Raw genomic sequence first — 16,398 nt, 5'->3', positions numbered from 1 at the left:
GCATGTCAGGGCGTTCCCGAGTCATCGCGGCACTTGTCGCGGTGGCCTGCGCCGTGCTGACGCTGACCGGGTGCGCGGCTTTCGCGGAGAGTGCGTACGGGCGCACCGGGCACGGCGGGCTCACGGTCTACGCGACAACGGGCTACCTCGCCGACGCGGTGGCGAACGTCGCCCCCCGCGCGCAGGTGGTGACCATGGTCGGCCCGGGCGGCGATCCGCACACCTACCAGCCGTCCACCAGGGACATCCAGCAGCTCCAGGACGCCGATCTGGTGCTGTGGAACGGGCTCGGCCTGGAAGCACACATGGCCGACCAGCTCCGCAGCCTCGGCGACAAGCAGCTGGCCGTGGCCGAGCTGCTGCCCGAGCGGCTGCTGCTGCGGCTGCCGGAAACCGACGCGCACGGCAATCCGCTGCACGATCCGCACGTCTGGAACAGCCCGGAGGCATGGTCGCTGGTCGTCGGCTACATCGCGGACAAGCTCGCCGAGATCGACCCGGCGAGGGCGGGCGAGTACCGGCGGAACGCCGCCGGATACCAGGCTGAGATCGCCGACGCGGCCGCCGAAGCCGAGAAGCTGCTCGCCGGCGTGCCCGAACCACGGATACTGGTGACCGCGCATGACGCGTTCAACTATTTCGGCAGGACCTACCGCCTGCGCGTCCACGCCACCGACTTCGTGTCCACCGCCGCCGTGCTCAGCGCCGAGGACTTGTCGCAGCTGGCCGAACTGATCGCCACGCACCGGGTTCCGGTGATCTTCCAGGACAACCAGGCCAACCCGCAGGCCATCACCAGCCTGCAGGAGGCCGTCCGGGCACTGGGCTGGCACACCACCATCTCCGGCGAAGAGCTCTATGCCGACTCGCTCGGCGTCGAGCCCGGCGTCGACACCTACCTGGGCGTGTTCCGCCACAACGCCCGCGCGATCGCGGACGCCCTGGCGAAGGGGGAGGCATGACCATCGCGTCGACGTCGCACGAAGACGTGCTCGCGCAGGGCCAGGCGGAGTACGCCTGCGTGACCAGGAACCTGTCTGTGGCCTACCGAGACGAGCTGATCCTGCGCAACGTCGACCTCCGGGTTCCGCGCGGCGTGGTGATGGGCGTCGTCGGCCCGAACGGAGCGGGCAAGTCGACGTTGATCAAGGCCATGCTGGGCCTGGTGAAGCCGCTGACCGGAACCACGGAATTCTTCGGCCGCCCGTTGGCCAAGGTCCGGCAGCGCGTCGGCTACATGCCGCAGTCGGCCACCGTGGACTGGGACTTCCCCACCACGGTCCAGGACGTGGTGCTGATGGGCACGTACGGCTCGCTCGGCTGGCTGCGCAGGCCGGGCAAGGCCGAACGGGCCAGGGCCATGGCGGCCATGGCCCAGACCGGCATCGCCGACCTCGCGTCCCGGCAGATCGGCGAGCTGTCCGGCGGGCAGCGCCAGCGGGTGTTCCTCGCCCGCGCGCTGGTGCAGTCCCCCGACTTGTTCTTCATGGACGAACCGTTCCAGGGCGTCGACGCCAAAAGCCAGCAAGCCATCGTCGGCGTCCTGCACACGCTCCGCGAACAGGGCAAGACGGTCGTCATCGTGCACCACGACCTTATGACGGTGCGCGACTACTGCGACCACGTCACGCTGCTCAACCGGCGCGTCGTCGCCTCCGGGCCGGCTGCGGACGCCTTCACCAAGGAGGCCATCCGCACCACCTACGACGTGACCGACGACGACGGCTTCCTGGACTCCCTGGCGTTCGTGTCATGACCGTGCTCGAGTTCTTCGCCGACCACACCTACCGGATGGTCCTGGCCGGAACGGTGACCATCGGGTTCGTCGCCGGTGCGCTCGGCAGCTTCGCCTATCTCCGCAAGCAATCGCTGATCAGCGACGTCATCGCACACGCCGCGCTGCCCGGCACGCTCGTGGCTTTCCTGGCCGCGGTGGCCGTGGCCGGCACCGGAGGGCGCAGCATGCTCGTGCTGATCACGGGCGCGGTGCTGGCCGGAACGATCGCCGTGGCGTTCGCCAACCACGTCGCGCGCACGTCCAAGGTCGGCATCGACACTGCGATGGCCGTGGCCCTGACCGTCTTCTTCGGGGCGGGCATGCTGCTGTTGCGGATCATCGCCAACGGCGAGTTCCCCGGCAAGGGCGGCATTCAGGACTACCTGTTCGGCAACGCCTCGGTCATCACCACCGCCGACTTCGTCACCAGCCTCGTGGTCGGCATGCTCGCGCTCGGGCTGATGGTGCTGTTCTGGAAGGAGTTCGCCCTTCGCACCTTCGACCCCGACCAGAGCACCGCGCTGGGATTCCGGGCAGGCGTGATCGACACGCTGATGTTCACCACGATCGTGATCGCCACCGTGATCGGGGTGAAGGCCGTGGGGCTGGTGCTGATGGTCGCCTTCGTGGTCACCCCGCCTGCCGCCGCTCGCCAGTGGACTCGCACCCTGCGCGGCATGGTGTGGTTGTCGGCGGCCTTCGGCGCGGTGGGCAGCGGGGTCGGCGCCTGGCTGTCCATCCTGCTCGGCACCGTGCCGACCGGCCCGTTGATCGTGCTCACCCTGTTCGCGATCTTCCTTGTCTCGCTGCTGGCCTCGCCGCGCCGCAGCATCGTCGTCACCGTGCTGTCCAGGCGGCGGGCACGGGCCGCACTGAAGCGGGAGCTGACCGGCGAAGGAGCGAACACATGACCTTCGTCGCAGGCACCGCCCTGCTCGCCGTGGTCACCGCGCTCGCCTGTGCGCTGCCCGGCGTGTTCGTCGTGCTGCGCAAGGACTCGATGCTCGTCGACGCGATCAGCCACGCGGTGCTCCCCGGCATCGTGGTCGGGTACTTCCTCACCCGTGACCTGGAGTCCCCCTTGCTGATCGTCGGTGCCGCACTCGCCGGGCTGCTGGTGGCCGTCGGCAGCGAATGGCTCTGCCGTACCGGCCTGCTCACCGGCGACGCCCCGCAAGGCCTGGTCTTCCCTGCCCTGTTCAGCGCAGGCGTCATCCTGGTGACGACCAACTTCGCCAACATCCACCTGGACACCCACGCAGTGCTGGTCGGCGATCTCAACCTGGCCGCGTGGGACCAGCTCACCGTCGGCGGAGTCTCGATCGGGCCCACGTACCTCTACGTGATGCTCGCCGTGCTGGGGTTCGACTGCGCGTTCCTGGCCGTGAGCTACTCGCGGCTGAAGGTCACCACGTTCGACCCGCAGTTCGCCGCCAGCGTGGGTGTCCGCACCGGGGTGGTGAACACGGCCTTCATGTTCGTCGTCTCGCTGACCGTGACCGCGGCCTTCCACGCTGCGGGCGCGATCCTGGTCATCGCGCTGATGATCGTCCCGCCGGCCACCGCGTATCTGCTCAGCAGGCGGCTGCCGACGATGATCATGTCGACCGCGGTGATCGCCGTGACCGGAGCACTGGCCGGATTCTGGCTGGCGTACTTGCTCGACGCCGCAACCAGCGCCGGGATGGCCGTCTTCTTCGGGCTGATCTTCGTCGCCGTGCACGTCGCGTCGCGCTTGGCGCGGCACCTGCGGCATCGCCGCCGCGCCGGGCGCACCCCGGCGCCGGTCAGCTGAGCTGGGAAACCCAGACGGCGTCGGTGGCCGAGCGGCCCAGCGGCAGGACGGCGCCGCTGGCTTCCACCTCGACCTCGACGGTGTCGGAGAACGGGGCGGCAGGCCGGGTGCGCAGGATCGTCCGATAGCCGATGCCGTTGTCGGCCAGGTACTGCAGCAGCTTGGGGTCGTCGTCGGCGATGCGTTCCACCCGGGCCCGCTTGTTGGGCCCGAAGTCGCTCAGGGACACCGCGTCCACTTTCTCCACCGTCCCGTCGGCACGCGGGATCGGGTCGCCGTGCGGATCGCGGGCCGGGTGCCCCAAGTGCTCGTCGATGCGCTCGATCAGGAAGTCGGACACCGCGTGTTCCAGCGTCTCGGCCTCGTCGTGCACCTGGTCCCACCGGTAGCCGAGCACTTCGACCAGGAAGGCTTCGATCAGCCGGTGCCTGCGCACCATGGCCACCGCGTGCGCCCGCCCCTCCGGGGTCAGGGCCACCGCGCCGTAGCGGGCGTGCTCGAGCAGGCCCTGCTCGGTGAGCTTGCGAATGGCGTCCGAGGCCGTCGACAGCTTGACACCGACACGCGCAGCCAGGGTCGATGCGGTGACGGGTTCGTCAGACCATTCCCCGAGGCTCCACACCGCTTTCAGGTAGTTCTGACTGCTCGCCGAAAGCGCGGACACCGACATGGGTTTCAGGCTATCAACAGCACATGACGACCAGGCGAACTCAGCACGTCCGGTCGACGGCACGCGACCGCCGCTCACCTCGCCATTCACCTCCTGAGCCGGCACACCGATCAGGCGCTCCGCGGCAGCAGCCGACAGCAACGCGGACCGGCCGGTGCAGCCGCGAATCCGGGCTCGTGACGGCCTCATCCGTCTGCGGCATGGCCGACGGCCGGTCCACGTCAGGCCATCGCGATCCCGTTTCACTGCGTGCGCGCCGGGATGACCGGGCCAGATGGACGTCCCGTGGTGCTCGGCCGACCGGGCCGCTACCCGCGTTACCGAGTCGCATGACGCGGTAGCAGCCTGGGTTTGGTGACCCAACCGATTGCCGCCCCACGCGATCGCTCCCGTTCGCACGGCAGCAGCACAGGTGCGCAAGGCCGGTGGACCTGCACGATTCGACGCCCCCGAACCATCGGGTCGTTCTACGGCACCCGACTGACTGCTGCCTCGGTAGTTGCACGGCACCCGGCTGATTGCGGCAGCGGTACCGCCTGCACACCGTGAGCGATCAGGCGGCGATCACATCCATTACCGGAAACCGTCGCCGGCTTCGAACTCCGACATCGTCATTCTGCGGGCAGACCGGGCCCAGGAAACAAAATTCATCACGCCGACCGGCGCACTCAGTCGCCACCCGATATCACTGTCGCTCGGTTACCGGTGAGTCAGGTCCGAAAGGGCACCATGTTTGCCCGAACTTCCCGGCACTTGGACCAGGTGTTTCCGGATCGTCAGCCGGTATTCAGGAAAGCCCGGAGACCATACCAACGAACGCACCAGCAACGAAGAGCAGGCGGGGCACTTCCGGCATCGCCGGGTACCCCGCCTGCTCACCCGCGGCATCATCCGCGGACGACCACAAGGCCGACGTCACACGATACGGATCGCTTCGATGCGCACGCCGCCCGGGTGGTTCGGCCACCGCATCGTGGTCCACTTGTTGATCGGCTGCGCGGGCTGCCACCTGCCGTCGCCGTACCACTGGACGCGGTTGTTGCCCGTCCAGATCTTGGTCACCCAATACCTGTCGGCGACTTCGTCGGGCGGGATCCAGTACGTCCCGCCGTTGGCGAAGCACCACTGGCTGTCCGGACGGCCCGTCGGGTGCATCCACACCCGAGTGAACTCTCCCTGCTGTCCCGGCGGGCACGGAACCGTGTTGATGGCGGCAGCAGAGCCGGCATTCAGCAACGTGGCAGCCACCACGGCGGCAACCACACCTGCCAATTTACGAAGAAAGTTCATGAAATCTCCGTGTCACAGACCAAAGAAGTAACGCCCACCCACACAGGAATCGGATGGTGAGCGACACGGCAAAGCGTAGCACGACCACTGAATGACCCGGCATCCTACGAACGTCGAATCCCATCGACCGGCGACAGCAAACGCGAACAGTCGTCAATTCTCGCTATCCGCAATCGCGATTCGACAAATGCCACTCGATCGACAACATAATAGCCAAAGCAGACATCGTGCCAGTCAAGCGACATGACACCGGACCCCACCGCCTGGCCGTGCCGTCGCTGCTCACCGGCTGCGGGAAGCCGCCATGCCCTGGGATGGCCCCGGCATGACGCGCAGAACATCGCGCACCGCGTCGACAGCAAACGAGTGCGCACCGAGTCATCGTCCCGGTGTCCAGTCGACGGACCCGGACCGAACACCGGGGCACCATGCCGTCGCTGCGCCCCGGCCGACGATCAGCACGGAGAAGTGCTCCGGATCGCACTCCGCATCCTGACGGTGGCGTGCGGCCACCGCCGGCCGTCGGCCGGCACCGCGCCGTCCGGCTCCGGATCTCGCCTCCCGCATCGAGCACCGTCAGCCCACCGGATCACCGACCGGATCCAAGGGGAAGGAACCGGGTGAAGTCCCCAGCCAATGCCGCGGGCTCACCCGGTCCGCCCGCCTCGGCCGCCTATCAGCGGGTCACACGATCCTGATGCCGTTGATGCGCACTCCGCCGGGGTGATTCGGCCACCGCATCGTGGTCCACTTGTTGATCGGTTGCGAGGGCTGCCAGCGACTGTCACCGAACCACTGAACGCGGTTGTTCCCGGTCCAGATCCGCGTCACCCACCAACGGCCATTCCAAATTTCTTCGCCGCCATTCGCGTAGCAGTAGTCCCTGTCCTTTTGGTTCTCATAGTGCATCCTGACACGAACGAACTCATCGCTGTTGCACGGCACTTGGTCGATTGCGGCAGCCGTCCCCGGATTCACCACCGTAGCCGTCACCGCCGCAGCCACCAACGCACCACAACGCCGAAGGAAAATTTTCACCCCGAACTCCATCACACAGTACCATGGACCGAACAGGTCCATCCGTCAGCCAAATTCACGCAATACTGAGAAAGGTCCCCGCGCCGGTCAGCCTTGCCGGCGAGAACCAGCCGGCCACGATCGAACCATCGACCCGGAACGCCAACCGCATCCGTTCACCGGCTGTCCCACCCGGTGCGGAGCGTCGGCGTGCCCTGACGAGTCCGGCGCGGGAGCGACGACCGGCGGCAAGGTGCGTCCACTCAGGGCCGGCGCTGCACCAGCTCTGCAGCCCGCGCTTCGCCACACTCGCGGACACGAGTCCGGCGCAGCATCGCCGCCCCTGGGTGCCGTCAGCAAGTCACATCGTCACACGATTCTGATGCCGTTGATGCGCACTCCGCCGGGATGATTCGGCCACCGCATCGTGGTCCACTTGTTGATCGGCTGCGCGGGCTGCCACCGCCCGTCGCCGAACCATTGAACACGATTGTTCCCGGTCCAGATCTGCGTCACCCACCATTGGGACGATGACCACGTCACCTCGCCACCATTGGCAAAACACCAGTAGGTTTCCCGGGGGGGCCACAGACTGTGATGTATCTCGATACGCACGAACTCGTTGTTGTTGCACGGCACTTGGTCGATCGCGGCGGCCGTACCCGGATTCACCACAGCCGCCGTCACCGCCGCAGCCACCAACGCTCCACAACGCCGAAAGAAGTTTTTCACCCACACTCCATCCACACAGCAGCATCGAATGCTGACATGAAGTAGCTTTTCGGCTACTCAAAGTACTGAGTCGAAGTCGCGTTACCGATCAGTCATGGCCGAACGGGAACCGAGCCCTCCCGAACGACCTCCATCTCACGAGAGGTCTGCACAGTCCTGACTGGTGCCGCTGTGCCCCCGCCACATCCGCCGCGAGGCGACGTGATCACGACATCGCCGGCGGCCCCGTGCCCTCACCCGGGCGACCTCAGCACGGCGGGTCGTAGTCCTGGTACGGCACGTACCGTGCCCAGGCCGCTTCCGTCAGCACCGAGCCCGTCTTCGCACAAATGCGCGCGACGCTGCGCGAAACCCGCAGATCCCACAGGCGCGCGGTCCCGTCGCTGCTCACGGAAACCGCTTCCCCGCTGCCGGTCATCGCGACGTCCTCGATGATGCCGCTGTGCCCGGGCAACGACATCGCGCCCCGGTTCGGCAACGTCCAGATCCGCACCGTCCGGTCGTAGCTTCCGGTGACCAGCCGCTGCCCGTCCGGCCCGAACGCCAGCGCCGTGACCCCGTCGGCATGACCGCGCAGCGGCGCGCCCATCGCCGTCGGACTGTCCGGGTTCCGGACGTCCCACAGCCGCACGGTGCGGTCACCGCTCGCCGTCGCCAGCACCGCACCGTCGGGACGGAACGCCACCGCCCACACCGGTCCGCTGTGCGCCCGCAACGGCTTGCCGATCCGGCGCGGGTTCGCCGGATCGCTGACGTCCCACAACATCACCGTCTTGTCGAACGCGGCGGTCGCCAGGATCGGCTTGCGCGGGCTGAACGCCGCCGACGTCACGTACGTCGCCTGCCCCGTGTCGAGCATGCTCACCGGCTGCGGGTCCGCCGGGTCGGTGATGTCGTAGAAACGCAGGACGCTGCCCCGCACCACGACGAGCACCTTGCCGTCGCGGCTGAAGTATCCGCTGCTGCCCTCCAGCGGCCTGCCGACCGGCTCCGGCGAGCCCGGGTCGGCGACCCGCCACAGCTGCAACTGCTCGTCGTCGCTGCCGACCGCCAGCAACGTGCCGCTCGGGTCGAACTGGAGGTGGCCGACCACGCCGCGCGGTCCGGCCAACGACGGCCCCACCGGCCGCGGGCGGCGGTCCGGCCCCACCCGCCACAGCTGGGCCGCTTGATCCGCGCCCCCGGTGGCCAGCAGCCCGCCGTCCGGGCTGACCGCGACCGAGGCCACCCCGTCGGCATGCGCCGGAAGCAGCCGTGGCGGCAGCGCCCACAGCCTGGTGATCCCGTCCTCGCTGGCGGTCAGCAGGTGCTCGCCGTCGGGACTGAACTCCACGGCGTAGACGATGCCGCTGGCCGCCGCCAGCGGGCGCCCGAGCGGCCCGGCGCGCTCCGGGCGGGCGACGTTCCACAACCGCGCGGTCCCGTCCGAGCTGGCCGAGGCGAGGATACGGCCGTCCGGGCTGAACGACAGCTCCCACACCAGGCCTTCGTGACCGGACAGCGGGCCGCCGATCGGTTCGGGCTTGCTCGGGTCGCGCACGTCCCACAGCTGCACCGTGCCGTCCTCGACGCCCACCGCAAGCGTCTCGCCGTCCGGACTGAACACCGTGGCGTGCACCTTGTCCGACGCGCCGCGCAACGGCCCGCCCAGCGCCGACAGCCTGCCGTCGCGCACCCGCCACAACCGTGCGTCGTGGTCGTCGCTCCCGCTGGCCAGCAGGCTTCCGTCGGCCGAGAACGCCACCGATCGCACCGCCCTGGTGTGCCCGGTGAGGTCCTGCCGCCAGCGCGGGTGCGCCGGGTCGGACACGTCCCAGATGCGCACCGAGCCGTCGCCGTGCGCGGACGCCATCAGCTTGCCGTCCGGGCTGAAGTGGATCATGTAGACGATGCCGTGGTGGCCGTCGAGCGGCTCACCGAGCTGCTTGGCGTGTTCCGGGTCGCGGACGTCCCACAGCCGGATCGTGCCGTCCTCGCCCGCGGTGGCCAGCGTGCGGCCGTCCGGGGTGAACAGCGCGACACCCACCCAGCCTCGATGGCCGGTCAACGGCTCGCCCAGGCGGACCGGGTCGCCGTCGTCGGGCAGCCGCCACAGTTGCACCGTCCGGTCCTCGCTGGCGGTGGCCAGCACCTTCCCGTCCGGCCGGAACTTGCCGAGGTAGACCGCCGCGCTGTGGCCACGAAGCGGGGTCGCCAGCGGTGCATGCTGCATGGCCAGCAAGCGACCGTTAACCACGGGGTCGTCCGGCCGCTCGCGGTGCGCGATCAGCGCCAGCTGAGCGGCCAGCGACGGGTCCGTGGTCAGCAGGTTGTCGGACGCGGACACAAGCTGCTGGTACTCGGCTTCGTTGCGCTGGTCGATCGCGATCGCCGCGGCGGTCGCCGCGATCAGCGCCAGCACGCAGACCAGGGCGACACCGCCGCGCCGGATCCACCTGCTGCGCCGCGCGGTGCGCGCCGACGCGGCCAGGAACGCCCTGGCGACCGGAGTGGGCTGGACCGCATGCTCGTCCTCGGACAACCGCATGGCCGACTCCAGCCGGGCCCCGCGGTAGAGCAGCGACGAATCACGTCCCTGGTCGTCCCAGGCCTGCGCGTCGGCCTCCAGCCGCTGCCGCAGCACGTTCTCGGCGCGGTTGTCGTCGATCCAGGTGCGCAGCCGTGGCCACGCCTCCAGCAACGCCTCGTGACTGATCTCCACCGCGTTCGCGTCCAGCGTCACCAGGCGGGCGGCCGCGAGCGACTCCAGCGCACGCTCGGTCGCGCGGGCGGTGCCGGTGTCGTCGATTCCGGCCAGCAGCTCGGCGCGGGTGGCCCGGCGGCGGACGTCACGCGTGGTCTCCCCGACCTGCACCAGGCGCAACAGGATGCGCCGCGCGGCGGCCTGCTCGGCGGCGTCCAGGGAATCCCAGGTCCGCTCCGCCGTCGCGGCGACCGCGCCGTGGATGCCACCCGCCGCCCGGTAGCCCGCGATGGTCAGCTTGCCCGCGCTGCGCCGCTGCCAGGTCGCCAGCAGCGCGTGGGACAGCAGCGGCAGCGCCCCGGCGTCGTAGCCCGCGGTGCGGCGCCCGGGGGTGGCCGGGGCGACCTGCGCGCCCAGATCGGCCAGCAGCAGCTCGACCAGGCCCCGTTCCAGCTGCAGGCCGACCGCTTTGGCCGGCCGTATCACCGCGTCCCGCAGCTCCTGCACGGTCATCGCGCCGAGCGCCAGCTGCCTGTCGTGGGTGGCTTCGACGATCGCCGGGTAACGCAGGCAGCGGTCGTAGAAGTCGGCGCGCACCCCGAGCACCACCAAGCCGGGCGCGGGCTCGGCGCGGAATCCCGGGCTCGGCGTGCACATCGCCTGCAGCACCCGCAGGAACAGCACCCGCTCGTCCTCGTCGTCGGTCAGCGTGAACAGCTCTTCAAGCTGGTCGACCACGAGCACGACGCCCGCGCCCTGGCCGCCCTTGCGCTCGGCGAACGCCCGCACCGCGCAGCGCACCTCGGCGGCGAACTGCTCGGTGGCCGGGTCGTCGCCGTCAGCCAGGGCCGAGTCGGCCTTCTTCAGCGGATCGGCCAGCTCGTCGACGACGTTCGCCAGTTCCTTCAGCGGGGCGCGTCCCGGCGTCACGGTCACCACCGGCCACGCCACGGTTTGCCCGTCGGAGAGGGTGCCCGGCGCGAGCTCGAGACCGAGTCCGGCACGCAGCAGCGACGACTTGCCCGCGCCGGACGCACCGACCACGACGACGAACCCGCCGTCGTCCGCGGCTCGCCGGAGCCTGCCGATCAGTTGCTTGGTACTGCGCTCGCGGCCGAAGAACCACTCGCTGTCGGACTGCCGAAACGGCGCCAAGCCTCGATAGGGGCATACTCCTTCGTCCGCAACCGCTTGCCCGGTCCCGTCGTCCTTGCGCTCGGCCGCCGCAGCGGCGCCGGTCGGGGTGGCCAGCGCGTCCCGCCACAGTTGCTGCCAGGCGGCGAGGTCGTAGAGACCGTCGAGGACCGGCTCGGCGCGGCGCTTGCGTGCTTCACCGATGAGCACCTGCAGCACCGCCGCCAGGCCGGCGAAGCGCGCGGGCACGTTGCGGCCACGACGCCAATCGCTGATGCGCTGCGCGGTCACTCGTACCGGACGCCCGCGTTCGTCCAGCCGCCGTGCTCGGTGCACCGATTCGGTCACCCGTTTCAACGGCGGGTTCCCGGCTTCGGCGTACAGCAGAGCGAACCGCTCGGCGAAGCGTGCGCGGGGCGTGGTGGCCAGTTCCGAACCTGTCACCTGCCCCTACCGTTCCGGACCGGAAAACGTTTCCAAGCTTGCAAGCAGGCATTTTACGCGTTCGGGCGGTTGGTGCACTTCAGCTGAAACCGCCCGCGCGCGAGGCTGCGTGCTGCGGCCGAGACGGGGGCCGCCGACCGGTCGTATGGGGAGCGCGACCGAGCGGCAGTGGCCGCGTGTCGGCCTGTGGTGCTGGGCAGGGTTGGGGGGCCTGCCCAGCACCACAGTCCTTGTTCCGGGTCTGATCTCGCACCAGCGCCGGGTGCAGCGTGACCGCACGACGAGCAAGACCACAGACACACTCGTGTGAAGCGCGATCGACGTCGCGACGGGTGGAGTTGTTCCCACAGCAGATCATGTCGGCCACACACCGAGGTCCCCTGCAGCCGGAAAGGTCCTCGTCTGTTGATCAGCTGGGGCGCCCATGCACTCCTCGGCGTAACTGACGACTGCCGCGCCAAGTCGGACGACATACTGCCCGTAGGCGTGCAGCACGTCAGCACTCGGCAGCGGACCAGTCTTCAGTTGACCTTCCAAGACCATGAACGTCGAGACCACTGGCCATGCACCGCCCGGCGGGCCGCAGCCGAGCATCAGGTCGTCGATGCCGCCTGGGTCAACGCTTGCGACCTCTCCGCACGCCTTCGTTCTTCGCCCGCCCGCTCGCCTGACTCGGAACAAGCATCCTGCTCATCCCTGCTCGTCTCTGTCGAGCAGTCATCGATCACGATGCGGCCATCGCTCTGGAGCTGCTGAATGTCGGCGGGCCTTCCGTGCGTTGTCCTGCACGATGGTCTGGCATCGCGGACGCATCGTTCTGCCCATGCATGCGCCGTGGGTGAATCCAACTGAACGAGGATCCGTGTGCAGTGATCAATCTGCTGGACGCGGAGCGCCTAGCACCCGAACTGGTGCGAAACAGCCCTGAGGTGAGATCCATGATCGTCGATCTGCTTGGGCGAGAACGGCGTCACGTCATGCCAGGCCACCGCGGCCTGGCATGACGTGCTGGAGCGGACAGGTGACCGACGATCGCTGCGTCTACCTGATTGCGACCGCCGCCCCGCCAGTACGTGAGCTCGCCCGGCCCATCACGGCTTTGCAGGAACGGGGATGGACCGTGGCCGTCATCCTGAGCCCGACGGCTGCGCAGTGGCTGGATCCGCCCGGCGGAGCCGGACCCGCTCGACAAGGCCGACGCCGTGCTCGCCGTACCGCTCACGTTTCAACTCACTGAACAAGTGGGCTGGCGGGTTCGCCGACACGGTTGCCGTCGGCGTCCTGTGCGCACTGCTCGGCGCGGGCGTCCCCATCGTCGCCGCTCCGTGTGTGAAGAGCGCCTTGCGCCGTCATCCGGCGTACCGGGAGAGCATCGAGCGGCTGGCCCGTGCCGGAGTGCGGTTCGTCGACCCCGACGCCGTGACTCACCGAGGCTCCGACGGGCTCGCTGCGTTCGACTGGCCCACGATCATCGACGAGTTGGGCGCCCACGAAAGCCCGTGCCGCGGCGCGCCGGTTTGAGTTGACGTTGGTCACAATTTCGTCTCGACACGTCGGCCATGTCGACCGAGCCCATGACGAGCCGGAACAAAACCGCAGCTCAGAGGTGTACACGCGATGCATCTCACAAGACAGACTGTCCGCACGCCCGTTTGCACATGCACCTGCTTGTGCGAAAAAACGGTGATCCTTGGCAGCATCCGCGGCCGGATCGGGTACCCTCTCGTGGTGCCGGTCGACCCCCAGGGCCGGTGCTTTCGCCCCCGGCGCCCCCTCCCCCCTCGGCGCCGGGGGCCTCTTTCTTTCCCGTTTCTTTCCCGCCCGGTCACAGCACGCTTTCGTCGGCTGCGTCCGTCTGGCCGCCGTCGGTACGCTACGCACCATGGCCAACCCGTTACGGTGGGTGCTCGATCTCATCGAATGGTTCGAGGACCGCGGCGTCTACGTACCCGGCGACGACAGCGGCGTCGTGCAGCCGTGGCGTGCGTTCGGCTGGATCTTCGTGGGGTGGATCTTCGCCCTCGGGCTGTTCATCCTGTTGTTCGCGCTCGCCGCGTGACCGCCGGACATGCCCGTTCCGGGGTGAGCGGTCTCACTTTTCGCGCATCGGCGATTACGGCTTGGCCACAGCAGCACACCAGGTCCGACTCGGTCAGCGGATCCGCTCGCGCGCGCAGCTGCACGTGCAGCAAAGTGGATCGGCGGGTGACGAGCCCGTCCGACCGACCCTTGCCGAGCCGCCCCGTGGCGGCTGCTGAAGGAGCGCCCTGTGACCACCCGGCGGAGACTCGCCGCAGCTTGGCTCGCACTGGCCGCGACGATTTCCCTCGCGGCATGCGGGCTGGACGCTGCGGGTGATCCGGCCAACGGCGGCAGCGCCTCGCCCACCGCTTCAGGCGACAGCGGCCGCCCCGCCGCACCGGCGACACAGACGCCGGTCTTCGGCCGTGCCTACACCTACCCGAACGGCGTCTCGGTGACGGTCTCCGCGCCGCAAGCGTTCACGCCGAGCGCCACGGCGAGCCCGCAGTTCGAGCACGCGGTGTCGTTCGAGCTCACCGTGCACAACGGCACCGACAAGCCCTACGACATGGCCCGTCTGCGGCTGGAGGCCTCGGTCAACGGCCATCCGGCCGGTGAGGAGATCATCGACTCCACCAAGGGCTACCCGGGCCTGCGCGGGGTCAGCACCCAGCTGCCGCCCGCGCGCTCCATCACCGTCCTGCTGGCCTACGGCAGCGACGAGTGGCCGTCCAGGGCGGGACTGCGGGTCCGCATCGGCCCGCAGCAGCGCGCCATCGTCGAGTTCTCCGGCCCGGTGGAGAGCTGACCCGGCCATCGTCCTGCCCGGTGGACAACCGGCGCCGTCGCGTTCCGCGGCCGCCTGGAACGGCTAGGGTGGGGCCGTGACCGACGCGAAACTCGCGGTGGGCGACAAGGCCCCCGACTTCACCCTGCCCGACAGCACCGGCAAGAACGTCAGCCTGTCCGACTACGCCGGCCAGCACGTGATCGTCTACTTCTACCCCCGCGCAGGCACGACGGGGTGCACGAAGCAGGCCTGCGACTTCCGCGACAACCTGTCGCTGCTCAACGACGCGGGCTACCAGGTGCTCGGCATCTCGCCGGACAGCCAGCAGGCACTGGCCACGTTCGCGGAGAAGGAAGGACTGACCTTCCCGCTGCTGTCCGACGCGGACAAGACCGTGATGCGCCAGTGGGGCGCCTACGGTGAGAAGAAGAACTACGGCAAGATCGTCCAGGGCGTCATCCGCTCCACGTTCGTCGTGGCGCCGGACGGAACGCTCGCCGAGGTCCGGTACAACGTGCGCGCCACCGGTCACGTGGCCTCGCTGCTGAAGAAGCTGGATCTGGCCGGCTGAGCCGCCATCCGCCGGGTGCCGTGGCCCCATCGGCGCAGGACGGCAGCCTCCCGGCGCTCAGGCCAGCAGCTCGCGCAACCGCGGCAGCAGGGCCCGCAGCGCCCGCCCGCGGTGCGACTGGGCGTCCTTGGCCGCCGGTGCCAGCTCGGCGGCCGTCGACGTCGATCCGGCGGGCACGAAGATCGGGTCGTAGCCGAAACCGTTGGCGCCCCGCGGCGCACGGGCGATCGTGCCCGGCCACTCACCGCGCACCACCGTCTCGTGGCCGTCGGGCGTGACCAGGGCCGCCGCACACACGAAGGCCGCGCCCCTGCGCTCGTCCGGCACATCGGACAGCTGGCCGAGCACCAGCTCGAGGTTGGCCCAATCGTCCCCGTGCCTGCCGCACCAGCGCGCGGACAGCACACCGGGCATGCCGTTGAGCGCGTCGACGCTCAATCCGGAGTCGTCGGCCACCGCGGGCAGGCCGCTCGCCCGTGCGGCGTCACGCGCCTTGATCAGCGCGTTGCCCTCGAACGTGGGCTCCGTCTCCGGCGACTCCGGATACTCCGGCACGTCGGCCAGGCCGAGCACGGTGACCCCGGAAAGCCCTTCGTCGGCCAGGATGCGCCGCAGCTCGGCGAGCTTGTGCGCGTTGCGGGTCGCCAGCACCAGCCGCGTCTGCTCGCTCACTTGTTCGCCTTCGCCGCCTTCTTCAACGCTTTGCCGGACTGCTTCGACGGCGGCTCGGGCAGCTCACCCGGGTAGGGCTCGGCCAGCGCCTCGGCCTGGATACGGCTCAACTCGGCGCACCCGGCCAGCGCCAGGTCCAGCATGCCGTCGAGCGTCGAGCGGGTGAACGTCGCGCCTTCCGCTGTGCCCTGCACCTCGATGAGCGTGCCGGAGTCGGTGGCCACCACGTTCATGTCCACCTCTGCGCGCGAGTCCTCCTCGTACGGCAGATCGAGCCTGATCCGGCCGTCCACCACGCCGACGCTGACCGCGGCGATGCCGCTGGCCAGCGGCTGCGGGTCGATCAGGCGCTCGGCAGCGGCCAGCCAGGTGATGGCGTCGTGCAGCGCCACGTAGGCCCCGGTGATCGCCGCGGTACGAGTCCCGCCGTCGGCCTGCAGCACGTCGCAGTCGATCACGATGGTGTTCTCGCCCAGCGCGTCGAGGTCGATGCACGCGCGCAGCGATCGGCCGATCAACCGGGAGATCTCGTGCGTGCGGCCGCCGAGCCTGCCCTTGACCGACTCCCGGTCGCTGCGCGTGGTGGTGGCCGACGGCAGCATCGAGTACTCGGCGGTGACCCAGCCGGAGCCGGATCCCGCACGCCACTTCGGCACGCCTTCGAGCACGCTCGCCGCGCACAGCACGCGTGTGTTGCCCATCTCGATCAACACCGACCCGGCTGGCCACTTCTGATAGCCGCGGGTGATGGTGACCGGGCGGAGTTCGTCGTCTGCCCTGCCATCTGCTCGTGCCACGTGT

The 16,398-nt window shown here is 69.3% G+C and carries 15 protein-coding genes; 8 read left to right on the top strand and 7 right to left on the bottom strand.

The genetic code is table 11. The features are described from left to right. The first annotated feature begins 2 nt into the window (after window positions 1–2). The 4 genes from YWY_RS0112920 to YWY_RS0112905 are packed head-to-tail and all read left to right on the top strand — an operon-like array spanning window position 3 to window position 3,572. Window positions 3–962: a metal ABC transporter substrate-binding protein gene (locus tag YWY_RS0112920; protein ID WP_028847945.1), complete on the top strand. Its 960-nt coding sequence runs from the start codon at window positions 3–5 to the stop codon at window positions 960–962. Next, window positions 959–1,756: a metal ABC transporter ATP-binding protein gene (locus YWY_RS0112915; RefSeq protein WP_084609232.1), complete on the top strand. Its 798-nt coding sequence runs from the start codon at window positions 959–961 to the stop codon at window positions 1,754–1,756. The genes YWY_RS0112920 and YWY_RS0112915 overlap by 4 nt, the downstream gene beginning before the upstream one ends. Next, window positions 1,753–2,688, top strand: a complete 936-nt coding sequence (locus YWY_RS0112910; protein ID WP_028847943.1) for a metal ABC transporter permease — start codon at window positions 1,753–1,755, stop codon at window positions 2,686–2,688. The genes YWY_RS0112915 and YWY_RS0112910 overlap by 4 nt, the downstream gene beginning before the upstream one ends. Then, window positions 2,685–3,572 carry a metal ABC transporter permease gene (locus YWY_RS0112905; RefSeq protein WP_028847942.1) on the top strand — a complete coding sequence of 296 codons (888 nt, stop codon included), beginning with the start codon at window positions 2,685–2,687 and terminating at the stop codon, window positions 3,570–3,572. The genes YWY_RS0112910 and YWY_RS0112905 overlap by 4 nt, the downstream gene beginning before the upstream one ends. On the opposite strand, the gene YWY_RS0112900 is transcribed toward YWY_RS0112905, so the two are convergent. The 5 genes from YWY_RS0112900 to YWY_RS0112870 all read right to left on the bottom strand — a co-directional run bounded on the left by YWY_RS0112900 (window position 3,565) and on the right by YWY_RS0112870 (window position 11,542). Continuing rightward, window positions 3,565–4,242: a metal-dependent transcriptional regulator gene (locus tag YWY_RS0112900; RefSeq protein ID WP_028847941.1), complete on the bottom strand. Its 678-nt coding sequence runs from the start codon at window positions 4,240–4,242 to the stop codon at window positions 3,565–3,567. The genes YWY_RS0112905 and YWY_RS0112900 overlap by 8 nt on opposite strands. Before the next feature lie 915 nt (window positions 4,243–5,157). Next, the gene (locus YWY_RS0112890) at window positions 5,158–5,532 is read right to left on the bottom strand and encodes a beta/gamma crystallin domain-containing protein (RefSeq protein WP_028847940.1); all 375 of its coding nucleotides are present in this window, start codon (window positions 5,530–5,532) and stop codon (window positions 5,158–5,160) included. Between the two features lie 684 nt (window positions 5,533–6,216). After that, window positions 6,217–6,582 carry a beta/gamma crystallin domain-containing protein gene (locus YWY_RS0112885; RefSeq protein WP_051310274.1) on the bottom strand — a complete coding sequence of 122 codons (366 nt, stop codon included), beginning with the start codon at window positions 6,580–6,582 and terminating at the stop codon, window positions 6,217–6,219. Between the two features lie 336 nt (window positions 6,583–6,918). Next, on the bottom strand, window positions 6,919–7,248 hold the full coding sequence (locus YWY_RS0112875) for a hypothetical protein (protein WP_211227528.1): 330 nt from the start codon (window positions 7,246–7,248) through the stop codon (window positions 6,919–6,921). Between the two features lie 280 nt (window positions 7,249–7,528). Next, window positions 7,529–11,542 (bottom strand): NACHT and WD repeat domain-containing protein, encoded by a 4,014-nt coding sequence (locus tag YWY_RS0112870; RefSeq protein WP_051310200.1) that lies wholly within the window; start codon window positions 11,540–11,542, stop codon window positions 7,529–7,531. Window positions 11,543–12,871: 1,329 nt separating this feature from the next. Between YWY_RS0112870 and YWY_RS24925 the strand changes: the two genes are divergently transcribed. The 4 genes from YWY_RS24925 to bcp all read left to right on the top strand — a co-directional run bounded on the left by YWY_RS24925 (window position 12,872) and on the right by bcp (window position 14,925). Beyond that, window positions 12,872–13,063, top strand: a complete 192-nt coding sequence (locus YWY_RS24925; protein ID WP_028847936.1) for a hypothetical protein — start codon at window positions 12,872–12,874, stop codon at window positions 13,061–13,063. Between the two features lie 361 nt (window positions 13,064–13,424). Then, a complete protein-coding gene (locus YWY_RS24310; RefSeq protein WP_169725247.1) occupies window positions 13,425–13,601 on the top strand; it encodes a hypothetical protein in 177 nt (58 codons plus the stop codon). A 210-nt stretch (window positions 13,602–13,811) separates the two neighbouring features. Further along, on the top strand, window positions 13,812–14,372 hold the full coding sequence (locus YWY_RS0112855; RefSeq protein WP_028847935.1) for a hypothetical protein: 561 nt from the start codon (window positions 13,812–13,814) through the stop codon (window positions 14,370–14,372). A 76-nt stretch (window positions 14,373–14,448) separates the two neighbouring features. After that, entirely contained in the window at window positions 14,449–14,925 is a 477-nt protein-coding gene (bcp, locus tag YWY_RS0112850) for a thioredoxin-dependent thiol peroxidase (RefSeq protein ID WP_028847934.1), read from the top strand. A 57-nt stretch (window positions 14,926–14,982) separates the two neighbouring features. On the opposite strand, the gene rdgB is transcribed toward bcp, so the two are convergent. Both rdgB and rph read right to left on the bottom strand, forming a co-directional pair. Further along, on the bottom strand, window positions 14,983–15,597 hold the full coding sequence (gene rdgB, locus YWY_RS0112845; protein ID WP_028847933.1) for an RdgB/HAM1 family non-canonical purine NTP pyrophosphatase: 615 nt from the start codon (window positions 15,595–15,597) through the stop codon (window positions 14,983–14,985). Then, complete coding sequence (gene rph, locus YWY_RS0112840) at window positions 15,594–16,394, bottom strand: ribonuclease PH (RefSeq protein WP_028847932.1); 801 nt, start codon at window positions 16,392–16,394, stop codon at window positions 15,594–15,596. The genes rdgB and rph overlap by 4 nt, the downstream gene beginning before the upstream one ends. Window positions 16,395–16,398: the final 4 nt, after the last annotated feature.

Origin of the sequence: Thermocrispum agreste DSM 44070 (assembly GCF_000427905.1) — a bacterium.
Classification (GTDB): Bacteria; Actinomycetota; Actinomycetes; order Mycobacteriales; family Pseudonocardiaceae; genus Thermocrispum; species Thermocrispum agreste.
Note: the sequence above shows the minus strand (reverse complement) of the source record. Positions and strands in the feature narration are given on the sequence as shown.